The 24,934-nt window shown below is 61.9% G+C and carries 2 protein-coding genes (1 of these 2 running past the window's edge); both read left to right on the top strand.

Annotated elements, in window-relative coordinates; genetic code table 11:
- On the top strand, nucleotides 1–7,727 hold the 3' portion of the coding sequence (locus ACHMW7_RS02110; protein ID WP_395446238.1) for an LEPR-XLL domain-containing protein. 3,523 nt of this gene lie to the left of the window's left edge; 7,727 of the gene's 11,250 nt are visible here — the last part of the coding sequence; its start codon lies beyond the left edge, outside the window; its stop codon occupies nucleotides 7,725–7,727.
- Nucleotides 7,724–24,934, top strand: a complete 17,211-nt coding sequence (locus ACHMW7_RS02105) for a hypothetical protein (protein WP_395446237.1) — start codon at nucleotides 7,724–7,726, stop codon at nucleotides 24,932–24,934. The genes ACHMW7_RS02110 and ACHMW7_RS02105 overlap by 4 nt, the downstream gene beginning before the upstream one ends.

The raw sequence follows: 24,934 nt of genomic DNA, 5'->3' as shown, positions 1-24,934 counted from the left end.
TCGATTTCACCGACCGCGACCTGTGGAAGCCCAACACCGACTATTCGATCGTCACCGACAAGTACAATCTGCGCGCATCCGGCGGCGCTGCGACCGGTGCGGCACTTGTGTTCAACGACGTGCGCGGCGGTGCGACTGCCCTTGTGCGCAAGGTCGACCTCGAGGCCGCCAGTCTGAGCGTCACGGCTGAATCGATCGGCAGGATCGAGGCCAATGCCGACATATTGAGCGAGGCCAAGGGCGGTTCGCCGTTCAACCAGGACAAGCTGATCGAAAAGGTCGCGCCGAAAGGCGCCAAGGGCTTCCTGTTCAAGAAGTTTCTTTCTGGCGGCGGCACGACCAAGGCGCAGAGCGCGGTCGTGGCCACCAACCTCATCCAGGGCCAGACCTCGGCCAAGATCGAAGACGCCAAGCTCGGCACCGATGCCAACAAGATTGGCGACGTCACGGTTGTCGCCGAAAACAGCTCGCACATCGTTTCCGAAAATTCGACCGTTGCCACCGCCGCGAACGGCAACAAGGCGTCGGCGTTCCAGATCTCCAACAATACGATCGGCTGGGAACGCGGCAACCTGCTGTTCAATACGGTGGAGACGCTGCTCGGCGACGTGGTCCACAATATTGCCGAACCGGCGGGCGCGTCGGACATCCGGCTGCGCACGGAAAATCCGTTCAACGTCGAGGCCTCGATCAGCAATACCGACATCACGTCCAATGGCGATGTGTCGGTGGAAGCGGTTTCCGAGGCGGTGATCTCTGCCTCCATCGACAACCGGGCAACCGCATCCTACGAAGCCCTGTTCGACGGCAAGGTGACAAGCACCGGTGCCGTCATCTCCGGCAACAAGGTCAGCAGTGCCGCGATTGCCAAGATCAGTGGCGGCACGGTCAAGGCGGACACCGTCAGCGTCAAGGCGCAGGACCGCGCCGAGATCGACGTGAGCACCAGCCTTGGCGTTACTGCCGAGCTCGACAACACCAATGGCGCTGACATCGTCAACTCGATCGCCAGCAACATCCTTGACGACTACGACTACACGACCAAATCCGGTACACCGTCGCTCAATCTCGGCGACAAGGTGCGCATCAGCTCGGCCGACGATTACGCCGGCACCGGCGACAAGGGCGCGATCTACCAGTACATGGGCGCCGACGGCACGTCGGTTAACCTCGCCACCGCCAATTTCAACGATTTCGGCCTGTGGAAGAAGCTCAACACCGAAAGCCTGATCCCGGCATCGATGGTCAAGACCGGCCTTCTCGCACTTGGCATGGACGAAAAGTCGGTGGTCGGCAACGCCACCAGCAAGGGCGGCATCTTCGCCCGCAACCAGGTCAAGTCGAATGTCGAGGCATCGCTCATCGACACGTCGGTCACGACTGTCGGCGACGTCACGGTCGACGCCAAGGAGTCGGCCAAGATCAAGGCCGTCGACAACAGCGTCATCGACGGCTGGGACAGCACGGCCGGCATTTCCGTCTCCAACACGGTGCAGGGCGGCGCCAAGGCCGGTGTTGAAAACAGTTCCGTCATCGCCGGCGTAAGCGGCGATCTCAATGTCTCGGCGCGCACCGACGCGACCATCGATGCGACCGCGCTCAGCAAGTTGACCAGTTCGGGCAAGACGATCGGCTTCGTCATTGCCTTCAATGCCGTAGGCTACGAGCCGGGCAACCTGTTGTTCGATGCCGTCGACACGCTGATCGGCTCGCCTGAAATCGGCAAGGCCCTGAAGGCCGAGAGCCCGGTTCTGACCACTGCCTACATCAAGAATTCCAGCATTGATGTCGGCGGCGACATTGCGCTCGTGGCGGTCAATGTGGCCGGCATCAAGTCGGTTCTCGGCGCTGAATCGCTGATGGAATGGGAAAACGACTTTGCCGCCGGCGCCAAATATGGCGTGAGCGGCACAGCGGCTGGGGCAATCCTTGCCAGCAACAAGGTTTCCGCCGGCGCATCGGCCTATATCGACAACAGTGCGGCTGTCGATGGCTCGGGCAACGCAACCAAGACCGTCAAGGCTGGTGGCAAGGTTGACATAAAGGCCGACAACGCGGCGACGATTTCGGCTGACATCAAGGTGGTGGCGACAGCGCTGCCGGCAAGCACGCTGAACGCCTTGACCGACCTGATCGGCAATGCCGCCGAGCGGCTCGGCGCAGGCGATTATGACTTCACGACCAAGTCGGGCGTGCGCTCGCTCGAGCAAGGCGACAAGGTTCGTGTCGCGCTCGACTATCTCGATGCCGAAATCGATCTCGATGTGGTCACCGATGCAAGCGCTGCGGTAGACATCATCAAGGGCGACCGGGTCGAGACCGGTGGCAAGGTCTACCGCTATCTTGGCGACACCACGATCACCACGCGCGGCGGCATCAATGTTGCCAACGCCGCGCTCTGGCAGGAAATGGACGTCAATTCCGGTGAGGTCTACGAATACATCGGTGAAACGCCACTGGCGAATGTCGACCTGACTGATGTCGACTACGGCAACATCCTGCAATGGAAGCAGCTCAGGACGTCCGATTTCAAGGACATCTTCTTCCCCGAACTCGGCAACATCGTTACCACCAACGCCAAGGCGATAGGCCTGGCGATTGCCTACAACGATACACGCGGCAACGCGCATGCCTATATCCAGGGCGCAAAGGTCGAGGCCGGCGGCGCGGTCAATGTCGCGGCGACGGGCGCGTCGACAATCACCGCCTATACCACCAGCACCGTCACCGCCTCGGGCGGCAGCAGCATCAACGGCACCGGCAAGGTGCTGGGCTTCAACGGCCAAATCGTTACCAACGTCGTGCTTGGCAAGACCATTGCCAGCATCGACAGCAGCAACGTCAAGGCTGGCGGCAACGTCACGGTTACGGCTGAAAACGAGGCGCGTATCGACGCGCGGCTTTATTCGTCGGGCAATTCGGCGGCGACCTCGGTCGGTATCTCGCTCGCCTACAACTCTGTCGGTTGGGAAGCGCAGAACCTGCTCTTCAACACCCTCGACACGCTGGTTGGCGCTCCTTATCTCGCCGACAATGCCTTTGACGGCAACATCGGCGCCGATGCTACGGCCTCCATCCTCAAGAGCACGGTGGACGCAGGTGGCAAGATCCGTGTTTCGGCGGAGTCGGATGCCCAGATCAACGCCACCGTCAGCAATGCGGCGGTAACCGACACATCAGCGCTGAAAGGCGCTTCTGGTGCCTCCTACGGCGCCATCATCGCACCCAACAAGGTCTCGGGTGCGGCCAAGGCGACCATCGACAATTCGGGCACCACGGGCAAGACGATCAAGGCCGCCAACGGCGTGTCGGTGATCGCCGACGATGCGGTCGGTATCTATTCCAATGCCAAGCTGGTGGCGTCGACGACGGTGACCAATGACGGTGGCGCCGGCATCATCCAGGAAACGCTCAACGACCTGTTTCCGGCTGACTACGACACCCGCCCCGACGCCGGGGGCACCAAGATCCGCGACATCAAGTTTGGCGACCGCATCCGCATTGCCGACGACTATCTCGGCAGCATCGCGATCGATCTCAACAACGTGCTGCCGCCGTCGAAATTCCCGATCAGCAATGGCGATGCCATCCGCTTCGAAGGCGTCGGCGACGATGCCGGGGCGATCTATCAGTACAATGGCGACGATGCGATCATCGATCTCGAAGCGCTGGTGGCGGGCGGCGAGGCCAATCTTGGCGCCGACTGGACCAAGGTCGGCGGCAACGCCGGCAGCATCTATATCTTCATGGGCTCGAACGCGCTCGGGCAGGATATCGACCTCACGCAGACCGATTTCACCGATCTCGGCCTGTGGAAGGAAGCGCCCGAAGCGACTGTCCTTTTGCAGGAACTGAACCTGTCGGCGTCGCCGTCGAAGGCGGTCGGTGGGCTGGTCGTCATGAACGACGTGCGCGGCGGATCGTCGGCAACCATCGCCAACGCCAATGTGACGGCGACTGCCGGCGACGTCAGCGTCGTTGCGCTGGAGAGCGCGGTGATGACCGCCAAGGTCGACAGCGCAATCTCGGCATCGGGCGGTAGCTCGGTCGACTGGGACGGCGACAAGAAGACGGGCGCTGCCGACACCAATCCAGGCACCAAGCACAAGCCCGGATCGCCGGCCGACCCGGCAGCCGACACCACACCGGCAGGCCAGGAAAACAACACCGACAAGGTGCTGTCGATCAATGGCACCATCGCCACCAATCTGGTGCAGAGCAGCGCTGTCGCCAAGATTTCCGGTTCGATCGTCACCGCCGGCGGCGATGTCAGCATTTCGGCGGAAAACGTCTCGCGCATCGATGCCGATACCAAGAGCTCGGCCTATACGACGGGCGGGGATTCCGTTGGCGTCACCCTTGCCTTCAACACCATCGGCTGGAATCCGACCAATGTTCTGTTCAACGGCGTCGACGCGCTGTTGGGCGACGACCTGATCGCCGACGCATTCGGTGGGCGCAATCCGTCCTTTACCGAAGCCGCGATCGTCGATTCGGGCATTTCGGCAGGTGGAAACCTGTCGGTGACGGCCGACAATCGTGCCAGCATCGATGCCGAGGTCGGCAATGAGGTGACGTCGGAATCGACGTCGATCAGCGGCACCGACGGCAAGGCGATCGGCTTTGTCATTGCCTCCAACAAGGTGGCGAGCGAGGCCAAGGCCTATATCGACAACTCCGGCAATGCGACCGCAGACATCGATGCCGTCGGCGTGACGGTCAAGGCGACCGACGATGCCACGATCACCTCGAAAGGGGAGATCAAGGCGCTCACCCTGATCAAGAACGACTACGGCATCAGCGTCGTTGCCAATCTCGCCAAGTCGGCGTTCGGCAATTACCAGTTCACCACCCGGTCCGGCTCCCAGACGGTCAACAATGGCGACCTGATCTATATCGACACCAGCATTCCCGGTGGCCCGCAGGCAGGCGAGCTGTGGGAGTTCGATGGCGCGGACGGATCGACGATCAACTTCGACAACTTCACCGGCGCTGGCTGGTCGAAATACATCGTCAATGACGTCATCGACTTCATCAACGACAACCTTGTGCCGAGCCTTGCCGGCGGCAGCGCCATCGGCGTGGGCGCGCTGGTCATCCGCAACGACATCGACAGCGGCGCCACCGCCAAGCTGTTGAATGCCGACGTCAACGCCACCGGCAATGTGCTCGTTTCGGCCAAGCAGACGAGCGAGATCATCGCCGACGTCAAGGCACGGGTCGAAGTGACCGGCAGCGCCAAGGGCAAGTCGATCGCCATCAATGGCGTGATTGCCACCAACAATGTGCTGAACTACGCCAAGGCGACAGTCACCGGCAGCGAGGTCAGCGGCGCCGATCTCGACGTGCTCGCCGAAGGTGGCGCCACGATCAAGGCGACCATCGACGCGGACACCATCGCCAAGCAGGTTGCCGCCGGCATCACGCTGGCCTTCAACACCGTGGGCCTTGCCGGCCAGAACTTCCTCTTCAACACAGTCGACACGCTGCTTGGCACCGATCTGGTTGGAGCCATTTCGGGCCTCGACCCGAATGCGCAGATCCAGGCCCTGGTCACCAGTTCGAAGATCGACATGACCGGGGACGTCTTGGTCTCGGCCAAGGCGAGCCAGGTCATCACCTCGGAAATCTCCAATTACGTCAAGACCCTGCGCGGCGGTGCGCCGACCGCCGTCAGTGTTGGCGGTGTGTTTGCGCTGAACCGCGTCTATGCGGTCGTCGAAGCGTCGGTGACAAGTTCCGCCGACATCGATGCTGACGGAAGCTTCACCGTCAGCGCCACCAACACCAGCAGCATCACCTCGAAGGTCGTGGCTCCGGTCATCGCCATCAACTACACCTATGGGCAGAACCCGGATGGGAAGTCCGTGTCGATTGCGCCGGTGGTGTCGCGCAATGCCATCGATGCAAGGGTCAAGGCGTCGATCGACGGCGTCACCGACCTCGATGCGGCAAGCGTCAGGGTGGAAGCGACCCAGGCAGGCAAGATCGACGCGACCGCTGCGGCGGCCGCGGTGTCGGTCGCTGTCGGCACCGGCAAGGGTCTCGCTGTCGGCGTCGCCGGGACCATTGCCTTCAACACGATCGTGGGCGGGGTCGAAGCGCTGATTTCGGCCAGCGACGTCAACGCCTCCGGCAATGCGGCCGGCGATGGCGTCACCGTTTCGGCGACCAACAGCGCCGACATCGATGCCACCATTGCGGCTGCCGCGGCCTCAATCGCCGGCGGCTTCTCCGGCTCGGGCACCGCCGTGGCAGTCGGCATCGTGCTGGCCTTCAACTATATCGGCTACACCGGCAGCATCACGCAGGCGGGTGTCGCCAAGCCGCTCAAGACCGATGCGCGCATCAGCAATGCGACCGTCACCGGCAACAAGGTCTCGGTGCTGGCGACGTCGAGCCAGACTATCGACGCAACCACGGTGGCCGCATCGGTCGCCATCGGTCTGGCGGGCTCCGGTGGCGCTACCGCATTCAGCGCCGGTGGCGTGTTTGTTCAAAACAGCATCGCCGCCGACACGATCGCCGCCATCGATGGCGGCACCGGCGGCCACTCCAGCATCACCGCGCGTTCCGGTGGCATTGTCGTCGACGCCAAAAATCTGAGCAAGATCAAGTCGCTCTCGGCGGCGGCTACGATTGCCGCCTCGTTCTCCTCGAAGAATGCAGTCGCCGTGTCGATCGGTCTCGACATCGCCTTTAACGACATCAAGGGCAGCGTTGCAGCCAAGGTCAACGACGCCACCCTCAGCTCCGATGGCGCCATTGTCGTCGATGCGGAAAACAAGGCTGAAGTCCAGGCAATCGCCGTTGCCGCGTCTGCGTCGGTTACGATTTCGGGTGGGCGCTCGATCAGCTTCAGCGGCGCAGGTGCGACGGCCAAGAACGAGATCGACGTCGACACCGAAGCATCGATCAGCAACAGCGTCATCACCAAGAGCGGCGCCATCACCGTCGAGGCGTCGGCCGAGCAGAAGATCACGGCCACCGTGCTTGCCGCATCGGCTGGCGTCGGCATAGGTTCGACCGGTATCGGCGCGTCCATCGGGGTTGCAGTTGCCATCAACAAGATCGGCAATGGCGCGGGCGACCGCAGCAAGGTCCTTGCCTTCATCAAGGACAGCGCCGTCAAGTCGTCGGGTGCGCTTAGCGTCACAGCCTTGTCCAGCCAGGACATCGACGCCATCGTTGCCGCCGGTTCGGTGGCGATTGCCGGCGGCTCGACGGGCGTCGCGGCAAGCGGCGCAGGGGCTGGGGCGAGCAACGTCATTTCGGTGGCAACCCAGGCCTATATCGACGGCGATGGCACGACCGATGTCGGGCAAGGCGTGACGGCCGGCGTGAACGCCGCCTCGATGCTGATCACCGCCGAAGACAAGTCCGACATCTCGGCATTTGTTGGCGCCGCCTCGATTGGCTTTGCGGTCGGCAGCACCGGCGTCAGCGTCTCGATCGGCCTGTCTTACGCCGAAAATACGATCAGCAACGACATCTATGCGGGCATCCGCAACGCCAATGACGAGGTCAAGGCAACCTCGTCGAGCCTGGTGATCCGGGCCAAGGATTCGTCGAAGATCAAGACCGAGTCGGTTGCGGCGTCGTTCGCAGCCGGCATCGGCTCGACCGGCATCGCCATTTCGGGCGCCGGCGCGGTCGCCAAGAACACCATCGACACCGACACCAATGCCGTCATTTTCAACAGCCAGGTGAACGGTCGGGCGCAGTGACAGTCGAAGCGCTGTCGACGGCCAAGGTCGAGGCGATCATCGCAGCCCTTGCGGCAGCGGTGGGTGCCGGATCCACCGGTATCGGTGCGGCGATCGGCATATCAGTCGCCATCAACCGGATCGGCGATTGGGACGTCCCGGTCATTCCCAACAGCAACGAAGCCGATGTCTTTGTCTCGCCGGTGTTGCGGGCAAATGGCGCCAGCGGCGTCCGCGCCTATATCGGCGAAAGCGATGTCACGGCTGGCGGCACGCTGTCGGTCAAGGCCAGCTCGGAACAGGAAATCAAGGCCACGGTCCTGGCTGGCGCCGTGGCGCTGGCCGGCGGCAGCGTTGGCGTGGGCGTCGGCGGATCCGGCGTCTACACCGAAAACATGATTGCGGTCGCCACCGATGCGATGATCACCGGCAAGTCGAACGACCTTGCCGTGATCCGCGCCGGCAACCTGCTTGTCGAGGCCAAGAACAAGGCCAAGATCGACGCCATCGCCGGTGCTGCAGCCGTTGCAGGCGCGGTTGGCTCGGTCGGTGTCGGTGTCGCGGTCGGCATATCGATCGCCAAGAACACCATCGCCAACGACGTCAATGCCTATCTCCGCTATGCCGACGTCGCCGTCACCGACATCCCGGTACACGATCCGGTCTACAACGCGCAGTTCGTGCTGCAGAACGATCCCGGCACGGCTGCCACCCCAGGTTCGATTACCGTCCGTGCCATTCAGGAAGCGACCATCAAGGCCGATTCCGTTGCAGCGGCCGTGTCGGTCGCTGGTGGCGGGGTTGGTGTTGCGGTTTCCGGCGGTGGTGCAGGGGCGTCCAACGTCATCTTGGGCGGCACCCGCGCTTTTGCCGAAAACAGCCTGCTGAAATCTGGCGGCGACATCGCCTTCGACGCGTCGAACACCTCGTCGATCACCGCCTTGGTGGGCGCGGTCGCAGCCGGCGTCGCGGTCGGTGGCGTTGCGGTCCAGGCGTCGGTCGGTGCCGGCATTGCCTACAACAATATCGGCTTCAACCATGCGGGCACGCGCATGCCTGTCGAGGTGCTTGCCTATCTCAAGGAAACCAGCGTCGACAGCTGGGGCGATGTCGCGGTCAAGGCGAACTCCAACCAGACCATCAACGCCACGGTTGCGGCCGGCGCGGTTGCGGTTTCCGCCGGCAAGTTCGCCTTTGGCCTTGCCGGTGCGGGCGCGTCGACCAAAAACATGGTTGCGGCAGAGGTGAAGGCCTATGTCGACGGCGACGGCGCCAGCAACCTGATCAAGGTCGCAACGCTCGACATCGGCGCCCAGGATCAATCGACGATCAACGCATTTGCCGGTGCAGCCGCTGTCTCGCTGGCCATCGGCCTCGGTGCGGGCGCAGTCTCCATCGGCGTTGCCGAAGCGGTCAACCTGATCGATAACGATGTTGTCGCCTATCTGACAAGCGCGGCCAATGTCGTGGTGACGGGAAACATTCCGGTCCAGTCGAACGGCTTCATCTACCGCGGCTTTGCGAGCACACCGCGGCCCGGCACGGGCAATGTGTTCAACGGCGTGTACGTTCCGGCCGTTTACGACCGCGTCATGCCCGCTTATGCGGTCGGAACCGGATCGCTGCAGATTGCGGCGCTGTCCAATGCCACGCTGACCTCCAATGCGGTCATGGCGGCGGTGTCGGCCGCAGCCGGCATCGGCGGCGCTGTTTCCGGCGGCGGCGCGGTCACCAAGAACACGGTGACATCGACCACAACGGCGTGGATCGCGTCGAGCATCCTCCAGGTCAATGGCGACGTCACGGTTTCGGCACGAGACACCACAACCGTCAGCACGATGGTCGACGCGATTGCGCTGGCCATCGGCCTGATCAGCGTTGCCGCATCCGGCGCTTCGGCCGTTTCCCAGATCGACAATCAGGTCTCCGCCAGCGTCGACGGCTCTACGGTCAAGGCGCGCGATGTCGTGGTTGAAGCGGTGGCAACGCCGAAAGCCTATTCCGAAGCCAAGGGCGTCAATGCCGGTACGCTGGCGGTTGGCGTTTCCGAAGCCAAGTCGACCGTCGGCACGCGGGTCAGCGCGACCACTTCGACGTCGACCTACACCGTCGACAATCTCCGCATTGCAGCGGCGCAGACGCTGCCGTCGAGCGGCGACACCGCGGCAGCCAAAGCCCAGGGTCTGGCTGGCGGCTTGATCGGTGTCGATTCAACAATCACCGAGGCACTCAACACCAGCACTGTCCAGGCGCTCATTGGCGCAAGCGTTGCGATCACCGCAGCGCGCGCCGTCAGCATCGCGGCCCAGAACGACAGCCGCCAGAAGGCGGAATCCGACAGCGCCGCCTATGGCCTCGTTGCCGCAGGCGCCACCAAGGCGACGGCAAAGTCGCTGCCCAGGCAACAGGGCGGCGTCGATATCGCCAACACCCTTGCCCAGGTTGGTGCTTCGAGCATCATCAATGCCGGAAGCCTCACCATCTCGGCGCTTGGGTCGGATGACAATTTCGCCAGCGCCAATCCAGGGTCCGGTGGCCTCGTAGCCGGAGCATCTGCGGCGGCGACGACCGAGACGCGCGCCTACACCCAGGCCGTGCTGGGCGCGTCGGCTACGGTCAATCTGACCAAGGCGGCAACGCAGCGCGTGGGCGAGAGCGATCTCGCGTTCGAACTCTACAAGACCAAGGCCGGGCGCCTGACGGTCAATGCCGATCACCTGACGCGGGCGAACATCTCGATCAAGACGAGCGCCTACGGATTGCTCGCCGGGTCGGGAGCGGAGGCAGACAACTGGATCCGTTCGGATGTCGACGCCGTAATCGGCACTGGCGCCGTCGTTAACGCGGGGGCCATCGCCATAGGCGCGGTCAACCGGTTCGACAAGCCAAGCATTGGTGGCAATGTCGACGGCAGCACCGGAGGCCTGTTCACCGGCGCCGGGGTGACAAGCGAAACACATCTGACGCTGAACACCAAGATCACCGTCAACGACAACGCCAAGCTCACCGTCACAGGCAGCTCGCTCGAAGCCGGCGAGTTCTCGCTGAAGGCGATGAACAAGATCTTCTATCGCGAAGGCGTGGCCTACAAGGGCGGCGGTCTCGGCTCCGGCATCGGTGCAGAGAGCATTTTCGATGCCGAAAACCTCTACGCCACCGTGCAGCTGGGGACCAATCCTGCATCGGCGTCTTCGAACGGTGTGATGCTCAAGACGGCCGGCCAGATCGATCTCGCCGCCAACACACATGCTGATGCGCGCGTCGACGCCAGCGTCGACAATTACGGCGGCGTCACCGTTTCGGTTGCCAATGCAACGATCAAGCTCAGCCCCGACAACAACATCGTGGTCGGCCGCGGCACCACGATCGAGGCGCTGCGCGACGTCAACATGCTCGTTGGCATGGACGCCAATTTCAACCATGACCAATACAAGCTCGGCGTCTATGCCGATACCTTCGCCGGCAGCGTCATTCCGATCGACAACGTGACCGCCGATGTCTTCCTGTTCCAGTCCAACAACATCAGCATCGGCGCGCAGGCGCTGGTGCGCTCCGGCGGCAATGTCAGGCTGTTTGCCGATCGTTTCGGCCTGGCGCAGATGACCGCGCAGGGCAAGGCGGTGAACTGGGCGTCATCGCTGACGGGGGCGATCGACAGTGCCCTCGGCGGCAAGGCGCACGAACAGTTCGATGGCACCGCCCATACCGAGGCGCACGCCGTGGTCACCGTGGACGGCACGGTTCAGACCGGCATCAACCGCACCGTCAACATCGTCATCGACAGCATCGGCGGCACGACAGCCAATCCTACCGTCAACTATCATGGTGGCGAGGCCGACGGCTCAGGTGCTGCAAATGTCTCGCTGGGAGTTGGCCAGGAGCCGCTGCAGTCCAATTATTTCAGCGAGATCGAAAAAGCGCGCGAGAAGATGGCCGAGTACGGCGGCAACGCCGATCTGGTGGCATTCTACAATGGCGAGATCAGGCGGCTTGAGCGGGAGTTGTTGTTCCTCGGCCTGGCCGAATGGAAGGACGATCCCAACTACACTGGCTCGGGCACCCCGCCGCAAGTGCTGGTGCCGATCAAGAAGAACGTTTTGACCATCACCGTCGCGCCGATCTACGCTGCCGCCGGCTATATCGATATCCGCGCCGACGTGCTCCAGGGCAATGGCAAGCTCGACGCGCCCGGCGACGTCAAGGTGACAATCGAAAACAAGACCAAGGCCTTCCTCAACATCGCCGGGATCTACATTCCTGAAAACAACGGTGGTGTTTTCCTCAACGGCTTCCAGGACAAGATTTCGGACTACGATGCGGCGACCGGTCCCAACGCCACGGTGATCGCGCGCAACCTTGCCAATGTCGCGGTCGACAACGCGGCAAATCGGGGCAACGATCCGTTCTTTGTCTATTCGTCGGTCGGCACCAACCTGACAATCACCAAGACCGAGGGCACCGCGGTTGCCGCCAATGTCTTGATCAAGAACAGCTGGGAAAAGGGCAATGACCCCAGCCCGTGGCCGGCGATCGTCATCTCGGGCGACATCGATGCGATCACTGCCAACGTCAAGATCGATAATTCCGTCGGTTCCGGCGACATCACCATCAATGGCAATATTCGTAGCGCCTCGCTTGATATCATTACCTTCGGCATGGTGGTGATCGACCTGCCGCCGGGCAGCGTGCTGCATAGCGACGGCGACCCCTATGCGTCGTGGAAGCAGATCACCGGCGGCGGCATGGGGCAGGCGAGCTCGACCGATGCGGCGAACGAGATCGCGAAGCTCCCGGTCAAGGGTATCTATGCCAGCCGCATTTCGATCAATGCCGAATACATCAACCTCAATGGCCTGATCCAGAGCGGCTACGAAGACTACGTCCTCAACATCAATGCAACGACGCAGGCCGAGATCGAGCAGATCAAGAAGGATATCGCCAGTGGCAAGTTGCAGCCGGGGCTGATCGCGCTCAAGACGGCTTCGTTCAACGAATTCAAGGCGTTCTGGGATTCAGCCAACAATCGCGTGTTCCTGCAGGAGTTCCGTACTCCCGGCGGTTCGATCACCATCACCGGCAAGATGATGAACACCGGTAACGGAGCGATCAAGGCGCTGGGTGGCTATGTCAACGTGACGGTCAACAACTCGACCGATTACGACGTGGTGATCCAGCGCATCGACGTCACGCAGCGCGGTGCCGGCACGATCATCCTCAACGACAAGGCCAAGCCAGTTACGCAAAGCGGATCGGCCGTCGAGGGCAGCTACACCCAGACCTGGTACCAGACCCGGGCCGACGGCAGCGTCGATATGCGCGTGACGCAGTTCGTGCCGCAGACGGTCGCCCCGACGGGCTCGCCGACGAGCGGCAACGCGCAGCCTAACAAGAAGATGGTGTCGGTGCTGGGCGCAGGTGTGCTCGGCGCGGCGACCAACTATGACGGCGCCTTCGACTTCTCGCAGAACTACGCGATCAAGGAAGGCTGGCGTTATGGCTGGTCGGTCGCCAGTGTTCAGAAAGATCGCGTCACCAACACTTACGGTACCTCCTCGTGGATCGGCATCGATGCCCTTGCGAAGGATCCCGATGCGCTGCGCAGCAGTGTCCGCGAGGTGCTCCAGGAGCCGACCCTGGTTCCAGGCAGCGACTATTTCTTCGAGAGCAATGTCAGTGCGGCTTACGACTTCGGGTCGAAAACGTCGGTGCTGAACTCGACGACGGTGACAGGCAACAAATGGACGACAAGTACCTGGTATGGAAAGAAAACCTATTACCAGGAGTACATCACCGAGACCAGTTCGCGCACCGTCGCGACCCACACGATCGAGGCCGATCGTCCAGTTTCGATCCAGTTCCTGGGTTACGAGGAAGCCACGATCAAGATCAACTCGACCGGCGCCGGCAAGGTGCTTATCGAGGGCGGCATTCTCAATGACACCGGCCTGACCCAGATCATTTCGCAGACGGTCATCGAGGCGACCAACGAGAACTCTGTTGTGCAAGGCGTGCGCATCGATCTCGATGCGGATGACGGTATCGGTGCCGGCGTGTTCGCCATGCAGATCGATCTCGTCGACCAGTATCCGGACGGCTTCAAGGGCGCGAGCCAGCCGACGACCGCCTATGCCTATCTCAAGGCGACGTCGAGCCGCGGCGACATCCGCATCAACGAAAAGTCGGGCGACATGTCGATCCACACGGTGGAGGCGACGCAGGGCGACGTCTATCTGTCGGCCCATGCCGGCATCGTCGTTGCCGACGGACCGGGCGGTACCTATTTGCCTGGCCTGGTGAAGGGCGGCAGCATCAAGCTGGTCGCCGACCACTATGTCGGTGCCGCCGGCACGCTGCCATCAGGCGCCCTTGGCGGTATTGGCAACAGCACCGCACGCACGCTGATGCTCGATTCCGGAAACAGCGATGGCGACCGGGTCAACATTATTGCCCAAGGCAATGTTTTCGTTACGGAAAAATCTGGCGACATGCGGATCGAGCGTGTCGCGACCGCCGGCAATGTCTACATCAAGGTGGCGGCAGGTTCGCTGCTCGACGCCGACAATGTGACGGTCAAGGACGAGCGCGCCTACGAAGAGCTGAAGAATGGCGTGTGGACCGACCTGCAGCTGACCAACGGCACCGGCGCACAGGCCAAGATCGACAGCCTGCTGCTTGGCTACGAGACGAGCAAGCGCGCCGAATACCAGGCTTACTGGCGCTTCAGCCAAGCCTATGACGGCACTTCGGTGCGTCTGAGCCAGGCCGAGAAGGACCAACTGGCGCTGCAATATGCGCCGGCCGATCTTCAGGCTGCGATCGACACGCTGGAAGCGAGCCGCACCGCTCAGTATCTGCTGCTGAAGCAGACCTACCAAAGCTATGGCGACATCAGGCGCACCGACATCGATGCCGCCTATGAGCTGTACTGGAGCTATCGCAACGGCCAGGCCAACCCGGCCGTCTACAATCCGAACTTCGTTGTCGGCGTTTCGACCGCCGAAACCGACGTGCTGCGCGAGCAGCTGCGTGTCCAGGGCATCAACGCCTTGCGGGCGGAAGGTCTGACTGCGCTTCGGACGCAGGGACTTGTCGATCTGCGCGCCGAGGCCGAAGCGCTCAACCTGGCATCGGAAACCCCACTGACGGGGCAGGCGCTCGAGGACTATCTGACCGCCTATGTGGACGACAGGATCGATCCCTATGTCGGCGAACACATCGGCGACTATATCCTCGACGGTCTGGACGACTATATCGACAGCAGGCTGGATGCAGCGGTCGATGCCCTTTCGGCCAGCAAGACGGCCGACTATCACGACCTGCACAAGATGTTCGGACGCCTCGGCGAGAGCGCACAAGACACCGCCTGGACCGGCCAGAAGATGCTGTTTGCCGTGGGGGCGAAGGCGGATGCGCTGAAGGCGACCGTCAAGGTCTGGACAGAAGACGAACTGTTGCATGCATTCGGTGCCGGCCTCACCAAGTCGGTGAGCGACACCGAAATCGTCGACGAACAAAGCAACATCACTGCCAAGAAGATCACCATCGAAACGTTCAAGTCGGTGGGCAGCGTCCAGGGCGACACCGTCATCGACCTCGGCAATGGCAGCCAGCAGGTAACCCTGAGCGACGACGAGCGGGTGGCCCTTGCCGCCGCCGAACGCCAGGACGTCGTTTTCATTTCCGGCTACGAAACCGGCCGCAGCGATGCGACCAAGTTCCTGGCAGGGGCAAATGTCAGCTTCGCGACCGAGGCTGGGCGCGGAACGATCACGCTGGCGAGCGGCAACTGGCCGTCCGTGTTCAAGGCAGGCGACCTGATCTATGTCGAGGGCAGTGCCGCCAACGGCACCGGCGGAGGCTATCTCAAGGTCGACAAGGTCGTCGGCAACAAGATCACCCTCATCGAAGGCCACTCGGTCAGCACGGAAACCGCCACCGGTCTCAAGATCGGCGTCGCCCAGTTCGCCAGCGCCTTTGTCGAACAGGCCAAGGTCAATTTCGGCAACACCGGCAACAATGGCACGATCAAGCTGGCTACCGGCAACTGGCCGGTCGGCATGTTCAAGGCCGGCGACCTCATCTACATCGGCGGCAAGACGCAGAACTCCACCGAAGACAGTGCCTACTTCACCGTCAAGTCGGTGAGCGGCAACACCATCACGCTCGCCGATGGCGAAATGCTGACCGTTGAGCTCGGCAGTTCGGTCAATATCGGTGCGGTGCTCGACGATCCGATGGACACCCAGGGACGCATCACCAAGGTGATCGTCAACCGTCGGGAAGATGTCGACATCTCAGCGACCGACCTCGTGACGGTCAAGGCGGGCGAAGCCGTTTATCTCGGCTCGGCCGGTAGCATCAAGCTTGGCAACATCGTTGCCGGCGATGGCACCGCCACGGGCGATACCATTCGCATCAAGGTCGATGGCAACATCATCAATGGCCTGTCCGCAGGTGGTGGGGTCAATCTCGATGGCCACGATATCCTGCTCGAGGCCGGCAAAGGCCATATCGGTGAGCTCGGCAATGCCGTGACCGTCGCCATGCGGGGCGAAGGCGGCCTGATCGCCCGTGCCCAGGACGACGTGCGCGTCACTGCGCCGTCGACGAATCTGCGCCTGGAATCCGTCTACTCACGCAGCGGCGACGCCATCTTGACGGCGACATCCGGCTCGATCCTCGACGCCATCAACGGTTCCGACGCAACCAAGGTCGAAGCGCGCCACATCATGCTGAGTGCTGCCGGGACCATTGGCTCGGACACCAACGCGCTCGAAATCGATGTCACCGGAACGGTCAACAACACCTCGACCGGCCATCTCAACGACGGCACGATCATTGCCAATGCCGATGGCTCGATCTTCCTGACCGAGAACCATGGCGACATGAATGTTCGCGGCATCAAGTCGGCCCTCGGCGATGTCAGCCTGACCGCAGCAGCCGGGTCCATTCTCGACGCTGAACTGCCTGATGGTTTCGAACCCGATGGAACACCGATCCGCATCAAGGCCGATGTGATCGGCAGGCACGTCACCTTGCGCGCCTACATGGATATCGGAGCGCTCGGGGACAATCTCGAAATCGACAGCTCTTATGCCTCAGCCGGTTCGGTCAGCGCCTATACCGATACGGGCAGCGTGTATCTGGTCGAAGCGGCCGGCGACATGATCCTGCGGGAGGTCAAGACAGGCCTGTTCGACAATGCCTCGTTCGAGGACGCGGTGGCCTTCCTGACCGTGCTCAATGGCAGCATGATCAATGGGCGCTCGGACGCATTGGCCAATGTGGTGTCGCGCCGTGCCTATCTGTTTGCCAGCGTCGACATCGGCCAGGGCAACAAGCGGATCGTCACCCAGGTCGGCAATCTCGAATCCTGGTCGCGCGACAACAACACCTGGATTCACAATCTCGGCGCGCTTGTCGTTGGCGGTGTGCGCAGCGATATCTCCGGCGTCAATGCCGGCGGCAGTGCCTTCATCAAGGCGTCGAGCCCGATCACGATCGCCGAAAACAGTGCTGTCATGGACAGCGAACTCGAGTTCTGGGCAACCGACAAGGCCGGCGGCGACGATGACATCATCGTTGGAGCAGGCGTGACGTTGACGGCAACCGAAGGCGAAGTGCGCCTGTTGGCTGGCGACGACGTGCTGGTCAATACGACTGCAACGATCATCGCCAAGACCAGAATCGTCATTTCCGGCGACTACCAGCCGGTGGGCGAGGCCGACCCCGATGCCGGCACGGGCGCGACGATCCAGCTGTTCGGCACCTTCCAGGCGCCGACCATCGAGATCAATGGTGGCCGCGACAACGACCACATCCTGCTCGACGTGGTCGCGCTGCGCGGCAACAGCTTCGTTCGCGGCGGTGACGGCAATGATGAGATCGTTGTCGACAAGCTGCCGACGATGAACACCTATCAAGGTGTGGTGAAGGCGGTGTTCGCCAAGGATGCGAATGGACGCGACCTGCGCGACGAACTGACAATCGACGGGCAGGAGGGTTCCGATGCGGTGATCGTCAGCATCGACGGCGCCTCCGACTATGTGATGAATGTTCGCGACAGCGGCGGCGCTGCGAATGGCGAAGACACGCTGACCATCGAAGGTACCGCGCTTGGCGATACCTTCCTGTTCCGCAAGAACTTCATCGCCAATCTGCGGCCGATCGCCGGCGGCTATGCGTCTGCCATCGAGCGCATCAACTACAATGCAAGCATCAACGGCCGCGTGCTGGTCAACGGCAATGCCGGCAACGACAGCTTCTATTTCGACGACAACGCGGCAATCCTGACTGTCGATGGTGGTGCCGGCGACGACCTCTTCCAGGTCGGCCAGGTGTTCGGCAGCTCGCGCAATGAAAAGGTCGATGCCGATGGCAAGCTCGACCCGAACGGAAACTACGCCATCACGCCGCTCGAGGATCGTTTCGACACGATCAAGACAACGCTTGGGTACCTGTCGAAGGGCATCACCTTGCCGGCGGTGCTGTATGGCGGCGACGGCAACGACAAGTTCAATGTCTATTCGAACCATGCCGACCTGCGGCTCGAAGGCGAAGACGGCAACGACGAATTCGTTATCCGCGCCTTCGCACTGGCCGAAGGCGTCAACGTCAAGCTCAATGGTGGTGCCGGTGACGACATCATCCAATACAATGTCAACGCGCCGGTCAGCATTGATGGTGGTGCTGGCTTCGACAAGGTCGTGGTGCTTGGCACCGAGCTTGCCGATGTATTCGTGATCACCAAGGACGGCGTCTATGGCGCTGGCCTGACGGTCCGCGTCGCCAATGCCGAGGCTATCGATGTTGATGGTCTTGAGGGCGACGATACCTTCTATGTCCTGTCTACGGCCAGCGACGTCGTCACCACGCTGATCGGCGGCCTCGGCAGCGATACGTTCAATGTCGCCGGCGATGTCACCAAGACTGTCGTATCGGATGACGGCAATGGCGGTAGCGGCATTGTCAGCCACACCGTTTCGAGCACCGACCCGCGCTACAACGGCCTGTTCGTGCGTGGTCTCGACCTGACCGCCAAGGGCGATGGCACTGCCGCCGTCGATATTGGCGACGGGGTGAAAGTGCGCGAGGGCGACAGCAGCTTTGACACCTATCACTTCACCTTGCCGGCAGCGCCGCTTGCCGGCACGATCGCCTATGTCACCGTTTCGGCCGCCCAGGCGTCTGCTGCCCTGCGCGGCAAGAGCGGCAAGACCATCCTGGTATCGCTCGATGGTATCACCTATTCGGAATCGCTGACGATCGCCTTCGACGGCAGCAACTGGCAGGCGGGCGCAACCATCTTTGTGAAGGCCGCCGATGACGCTGCCCATGAAGGGCCGGCTGTCGTCGCCATCAGCCATTCGGTCATCCATCTCGACAGCAACGGCAACCCGCTGTCCCCGACCGCCGATGGCCAGTTCGACGGCTATCAGATCCCCAACGTGCTGGTCACCGTCATCGACGACGACAAGCCGGATGTATTGATCACCGAAAGCAGCGGCTCGACCGGCGTGCGCGAAGGCGACGCGGTTGGCGACAGCTACACGGTCGAGCTGACCAAGCCGCCGGCAGCGGGCGAGATCGTGACCGTCAAGCTTGCGACGAGCAGCCAGTTGACCCTCTCGGTGGGGGAGATCAAGTTTGGGCTGGTCGCCGATCTGGCCAACGGGATCTTTGCCTGGAACGATGCCCAGACCGTCACGGTCACGGCTGCGGCCGATGGCACGCCGGAAAACCGGATGGTTCAGCGGATCGCGCATTCGGTGGAGACGAGCCAGCCGGCTGGTGGCGTCTATGCAGGTGTGGAGAGCCAGGAAGTCAGTGTCGACCTCGTCGATGCCGAGACCCCAGGCGTCGAAATCATCGAGACTGACGGCAGCACCACCGTCTCCAAGGCGGGCGAAACCGACAGCTACCAGATCGTGCTGACGGCGCAGCCGACAGCGCCAGTCCGGGTCTACATCAACATCGACGGCCAAGCGCGCGCGCTCACCAACGCCAGGGTCATCGCCGACGGTAACCGGTTCTATGTCGAATTCAACGACAGCAACTGGGGTTCACCAGTCACGGTCGATCTGGTCTTCGATGAAAACGGCGAAACCACGCCCGACGGTATCAGGGTGTTCTCGCAGCAGCCGCACGAACTCAACCGTATCACGGGCCCGCTGCACATCATTGGCGGAGTCGGCGAAACCGACAGGTCGCTCACCAAGGCTGTGGCGTTGCCCACTGAAGCCAATCATCCTGTGGTGGTGAGCACCGGCCAGAACGGCGTCGGCGATGTCGATCAACTCGTATTGTTCAGCGACACGGCGCAGGCGCCGCTGAGTGGCGTGCTGACGCACAACACCATCACCGGTCTGGGAATGCCTTCCGACCCGCTGATGGTCGATTACAATGACGGCCAGCCTCCGGTGCCCGTGGCACGTGGCATCACCTACACCAATGTTGGTGTGGTGGAAGTGCTGCTCGGCACCGCAAACGACAATTTCGTCATCGAAAGCACCAACCAGAACACGCTGACGGTTGTCCATGGCGGCGGTGGCGCCGACACGTTGACGGTCACTGGCAGCACGGGGCCGGTTGTCCTGTTTGGCGATACGTCCGCCGACGGCAAGCGCTACGGCTCGACCCCAGGTACGCCAAATGGCACCGCCTATGCGTTCCTGAATACTGGCAACGACACGATCAATGCTTCGGGTGCAACGGGCGTCGTGGTTATCGACGGTGGCGCTGGCAACGACACACTGACCGGAGGCAAGGGCACCAGCTTCATTGCCGGCGGCGCTGGCAACGACATCATCTCAGGCGGTACGGGCAAAAACTGGATCATCGGTGACTCGGCCTTCGACGTGGGCTACCTGACCCGGACCGTCATCATCGACGACGATGGCATCAACGCCCAGGGCGTCACGGAGCTTGCCGGCGCTGACACCATCACCAGCGGCGCGAGCGACGACGTGATCATTGGCGATCATGGCATCATCGCGCAAAAGGCGACGGTGGACGGTTCCAACCTCGTGCTGTCGGTCGGAGCGCTCGACATGATGCACGATCGTCCTGTCTTGTTGGTTGCGACGAGCAATCCGACCAAGGGCGGCAACGACACGATCAATGCCGGCTCGGGCAAGAACATCATCTTCGGCGGCATGGGAGACGACGGCCTGACTGCCGGTAATGGCGACAGCGTCATTCTTGGCGACAACGGCATGGCGCTGTTTGATGTCGATGGCTCGCGTTTGCGCATCGAAACGATGGATCTCGCCAATGGCGGTATCGACACCATCTTCGTGCAAAGCGGCAACCATGTGCTGATGGGCGGATCGTTCGGCGACAAGATCACGGCCGGCGGCGGCAACCACATCATTCTCGGCGACAATGGCAAGGCGATCTATCTTGCTGGAGCGCTTGCTGCCGTTCGCAGTGCCTGGGACCAGAATGACGGTGTCGATAACATCGAAGCGGGCAATGGCAAGCATGTGGTGTTTGGCGGCGGTGCCGGCGACAGCATCAAGATCGGCACTGGCAGCAGCGTGGTGTTCGGGGACAGTGGCTATGCCGAGTTCAACGGTACGTTGCCTTCGCTTGCCTATTCGATAGACACCAGCAAGGGTGGGGTCGACACGATTGTCACCGGAGGCGACGACCAAATCGTCGTCGGCGGTGCCTTTGGCGATACGATCACCACGGCCGGCGGGGCCGATATCATCTTCGGCGACAATGCGCGTCTCGAATTCACCATCGCCGGCGCAGTTGCCAATCTCAGCAAGGGCTTCTCCATCAGCCCGCTCGATGGCGGCGGCGACACTATCAATGCTGGCGGTGCCAATGACATCGTTATCGGCGGCACAGGCGCAGACACCATCTACGGCGGCGCCGGCAACGATCGACTGTTTGGCGATCACGCCCTTTTCGATGTCACAAATCCGGAAAGTCAGCGCGTCATTTCGGTGCATGTCGGTGCGGCCATGGGAGCGGGTAACGACATCATCTATGGCGATGCCGGCGACGACATCATTGCTGGCCAGCAGGGCAACGACACGCTCAATGGCGGTACTGGCGACGACGATATCATCGGCGGTCACAATGTGCTCGGCGGTGTCGATGGCGATGACACCATCACCGGCGGTGCCGGCGAAGACGTGCTTGTCGGCGACAATGGCATCATCGCGCGCGGTGTCGTCGGGGGTACGAGTTGGAAAAACACCGTTTGGCAGCTCAATCCCCAGGTTCCGGGCAAGTTGCCTTCGCTTCTGCGCGAAGTCGTTCTGTTTGATCTCGTAGACGGGATCGGCGGTGCCGATACCATCTATGGCGGCGATGACGACGACAGGATTTTCGGCCAGCGGGGCAATGACAGACTGTATGGCGATGCCGGCATTGACGAGATCGTCGGCGGCCTTGGCGCTGACACGATCGACGGCGGCGCCGGTAACGACATCATCCTTGGCGATGCCGGTCAGATTCTCAGGGCGTTCAATGCCAACGGCACTGCCGTGCTCAATAGCGACAATAGCTGGCACCGCGACGTCGTACTCGAAGAGGTGGCGACAATCACCGGCATGGTGGCGCTGAGCGCCAACAAGACCATTGATCGCAATGGCCTGTCGATGAAACTGCTGTCGCCAGATGTGTTGCTGATTGGCGGTCTGGCCGGCAACAATGACGGGCCCAACGTCATGTCCGCCTCCGGCACCTGGAACACGCAGGCCATCGGCCTCGACCTGGAAGTCGCCTACAACGATACGATAGAGGGCGGTGATGGCAATGACGTGCTGTTCGGCCAGCGGGGCAATGACACGCTGAGCGGCGGGGCAGGGGACGATACGATCTTCGGCGACCGCGCCTCGAACACCAGCGGCTTCAACACCGACCTGCCAAAGATCGTCAACGCGTTCCGAGTCATCGGAGCGGCGCAGGGCATCAACGTGAACCTGCCGTTCGGAGGCGAACTGATCGTGCCGGCGGCAAACCTGCTGCCGTCCGAGCTTGCGGCGGCGATGCCACAGATCGAGCTTTACCCGACAGCTTCGGGTTTCCTGGGAGAGTTCTCGGCGAAAAACACCATGTCCTTGTCAGCGAGCCAGCGCTTCGTTGCGTTTGCCTCGCTCATTGGTGACGTCACGCGCATGGGCGACAATGCCTATGGCAACGACACGATCAAGGGCGGTGCGGGCAAGGATACGATCTTTGGCGACGATGGCCGCATCGGCGCAATCGTCGAAACGGGCCTGGCGGTCATCGACAAGGAAATCTCAGGACTTTCGGTGTCGTTGCGCGACATGATGGTCGATTTCTCGTCGCTAGGTTTCGCACAAAATGCACTTAGCGCGCTGCCGAATGCCGCGATCGTCAATATCGAAATCGGCAAGGACACGATCGACGGCGAAGGCGACGACGATACGATCTTCGGCGACAGTGGCACCGTGCTGGTGCCGTCGAGCCAGCTTGTCGTCACTGCCGCCAATTCAACTGCGGCTGCGCTCAAGCTGCACAACTGGCTCATGGATTTCCAGACCGTTGTGGCGGACGCGTCCTACACGGCCCACGCCGCAGGCGAAAAGGTGGTGCAGGACTTCGGGACCAAGACCAATCCGGGCGGTGCGGTGTTCGTCGCCGGCCAGACAGTGCTGCGTAGCGCGACCCATCGACTGCTGATCGGCAACGATGCGATCACCGGCGGCACCGGGGACGATCTGATCGTTGGCGATCATGGGCTGGTCAACGTGCCCCTCGTCACATTGGCGACGAGCCCACGACCCGATGGGCTGACGACGGTCGAACTGAACGCCATCAATGCAGCCCTGGCAGCGCAGGATCAAAGCCGCACCGCGGCCTTGACTGCCCATATCGCACGCGACCACGCCATCGATGCCACAACCAACAAGTCCGGCGACTGGCTCTTCGGAAACGGCAGGGGCTATGGACTGAGTGTTGGCAATGACACGATCTCTGGAAATGAAGGCGCCGATGTTCTCATCGGAGATATAGGCCTGATCGAACAACCGATGATGGGGATCAGCCATACGTCAGCAACCCAGTCCGCGGTGGCGAGCGGCCTGCAGGATGCCTTCTTCAAGACGATTGATCGGCTGTATTTCGGCAACATCAACAGCCCGACGGCAAATGCCGAAGCATGGGGAGTTCAGTCGAAGCTGGCCGCAGCTGGAACCAGAGACTGGTCGAGCAATGGTTCGGTCAATTCCTGGTTGCTCGACACGGCAGACAAGCGCCAGTCGCAACGTCCGGCGTTCGATTTCATCGTACTCAACAGCGATGTCATCTCCGGCGGCATTGGCAATGATCTGGTGTTTGGCGACATTGCCGCGATCATGCCGATCGTCGATGCGACCGGCCAGGTAGGCATGATCGAGAAAATGCGTGTCCTGCCAGTTGCTGAGACCGGGGCAACGCTGACCTCGACACTGCGCTACGTCTACAACTTCGGCATCCATGGCTATCTGCATGGGACGGCCGCGACCGATGTCACACGCGTTTCGCTGTTCAAGGTCGATGCCGATACAATGTACGGCGATGACGGCGATGATGTCCTCTACGGCTTGCTCGGCGACGACTTCATCGTGGCAGGTGCAGGCAACGATCAGCTTTCTGGCGGTGTAGGTTATGACACTGTCAATGGCGGCACCGGCACCAACATCCATGGCTTTGACCGCTTGCGCGACAAGGCCGTTGCCGGCGGCGGGCAGGATATCGTGCGCCAGACGTTGGACGCGTCGTCCAGCAGCCTGGTGCTCGGACGGTCGTGGATCAGCCCGCTGACGATGGGCATCGGCTCTCACGTCAACAATGCTGTCGGCACGCTCAATCCAGCGCAAACCAATGTCGTTCGTGTTGGAGCTGCCGCCGCCCCCGCAGCGGGAGTATCCACGACAACGCGGAACATCAGTCCGATCACTCAGCCTGCTGTGTGGAAACCGAGTGTGGACGTGCAGTTCAAGAAGGCAGCCGACGCTTCGGCGATAACGCACAGTGAAAGCCAGCCCGTGGCGCCAACCGGCTTAACGCCGTTGCGAGCGCTTGCGTTCGACACGAGATCGCCAAACGACATCATAAGCAGCATCCGGTCTGGCAACATTGTTCTGAGGGTTGGAGTTCAGAACAACGTTGCGCCCCATCTTGATCTCGATGTGCTGCTGTTCGACGACAAGTCAAACAGCTTTATTGCCGGTCGTGGCACGGACGATGATATTGCCTTTTATTGA

The sequence above is a fragment of the Aminobacter sp. UC22_36 genome, from assembly GCF_044056035.1.
In the GTDB taxonomy this organism is placed as follows: Bacteria; Pseudomonadota; Alphaproteobacteria; order Rhizobiales; family Rhizobiaceae; genus Aminobacter.
The sequence above is the reverse complement of the archived record's forward strand: the minus strand, read 5'-3'. Positions and strand labels throughout refer to the sequence as shown.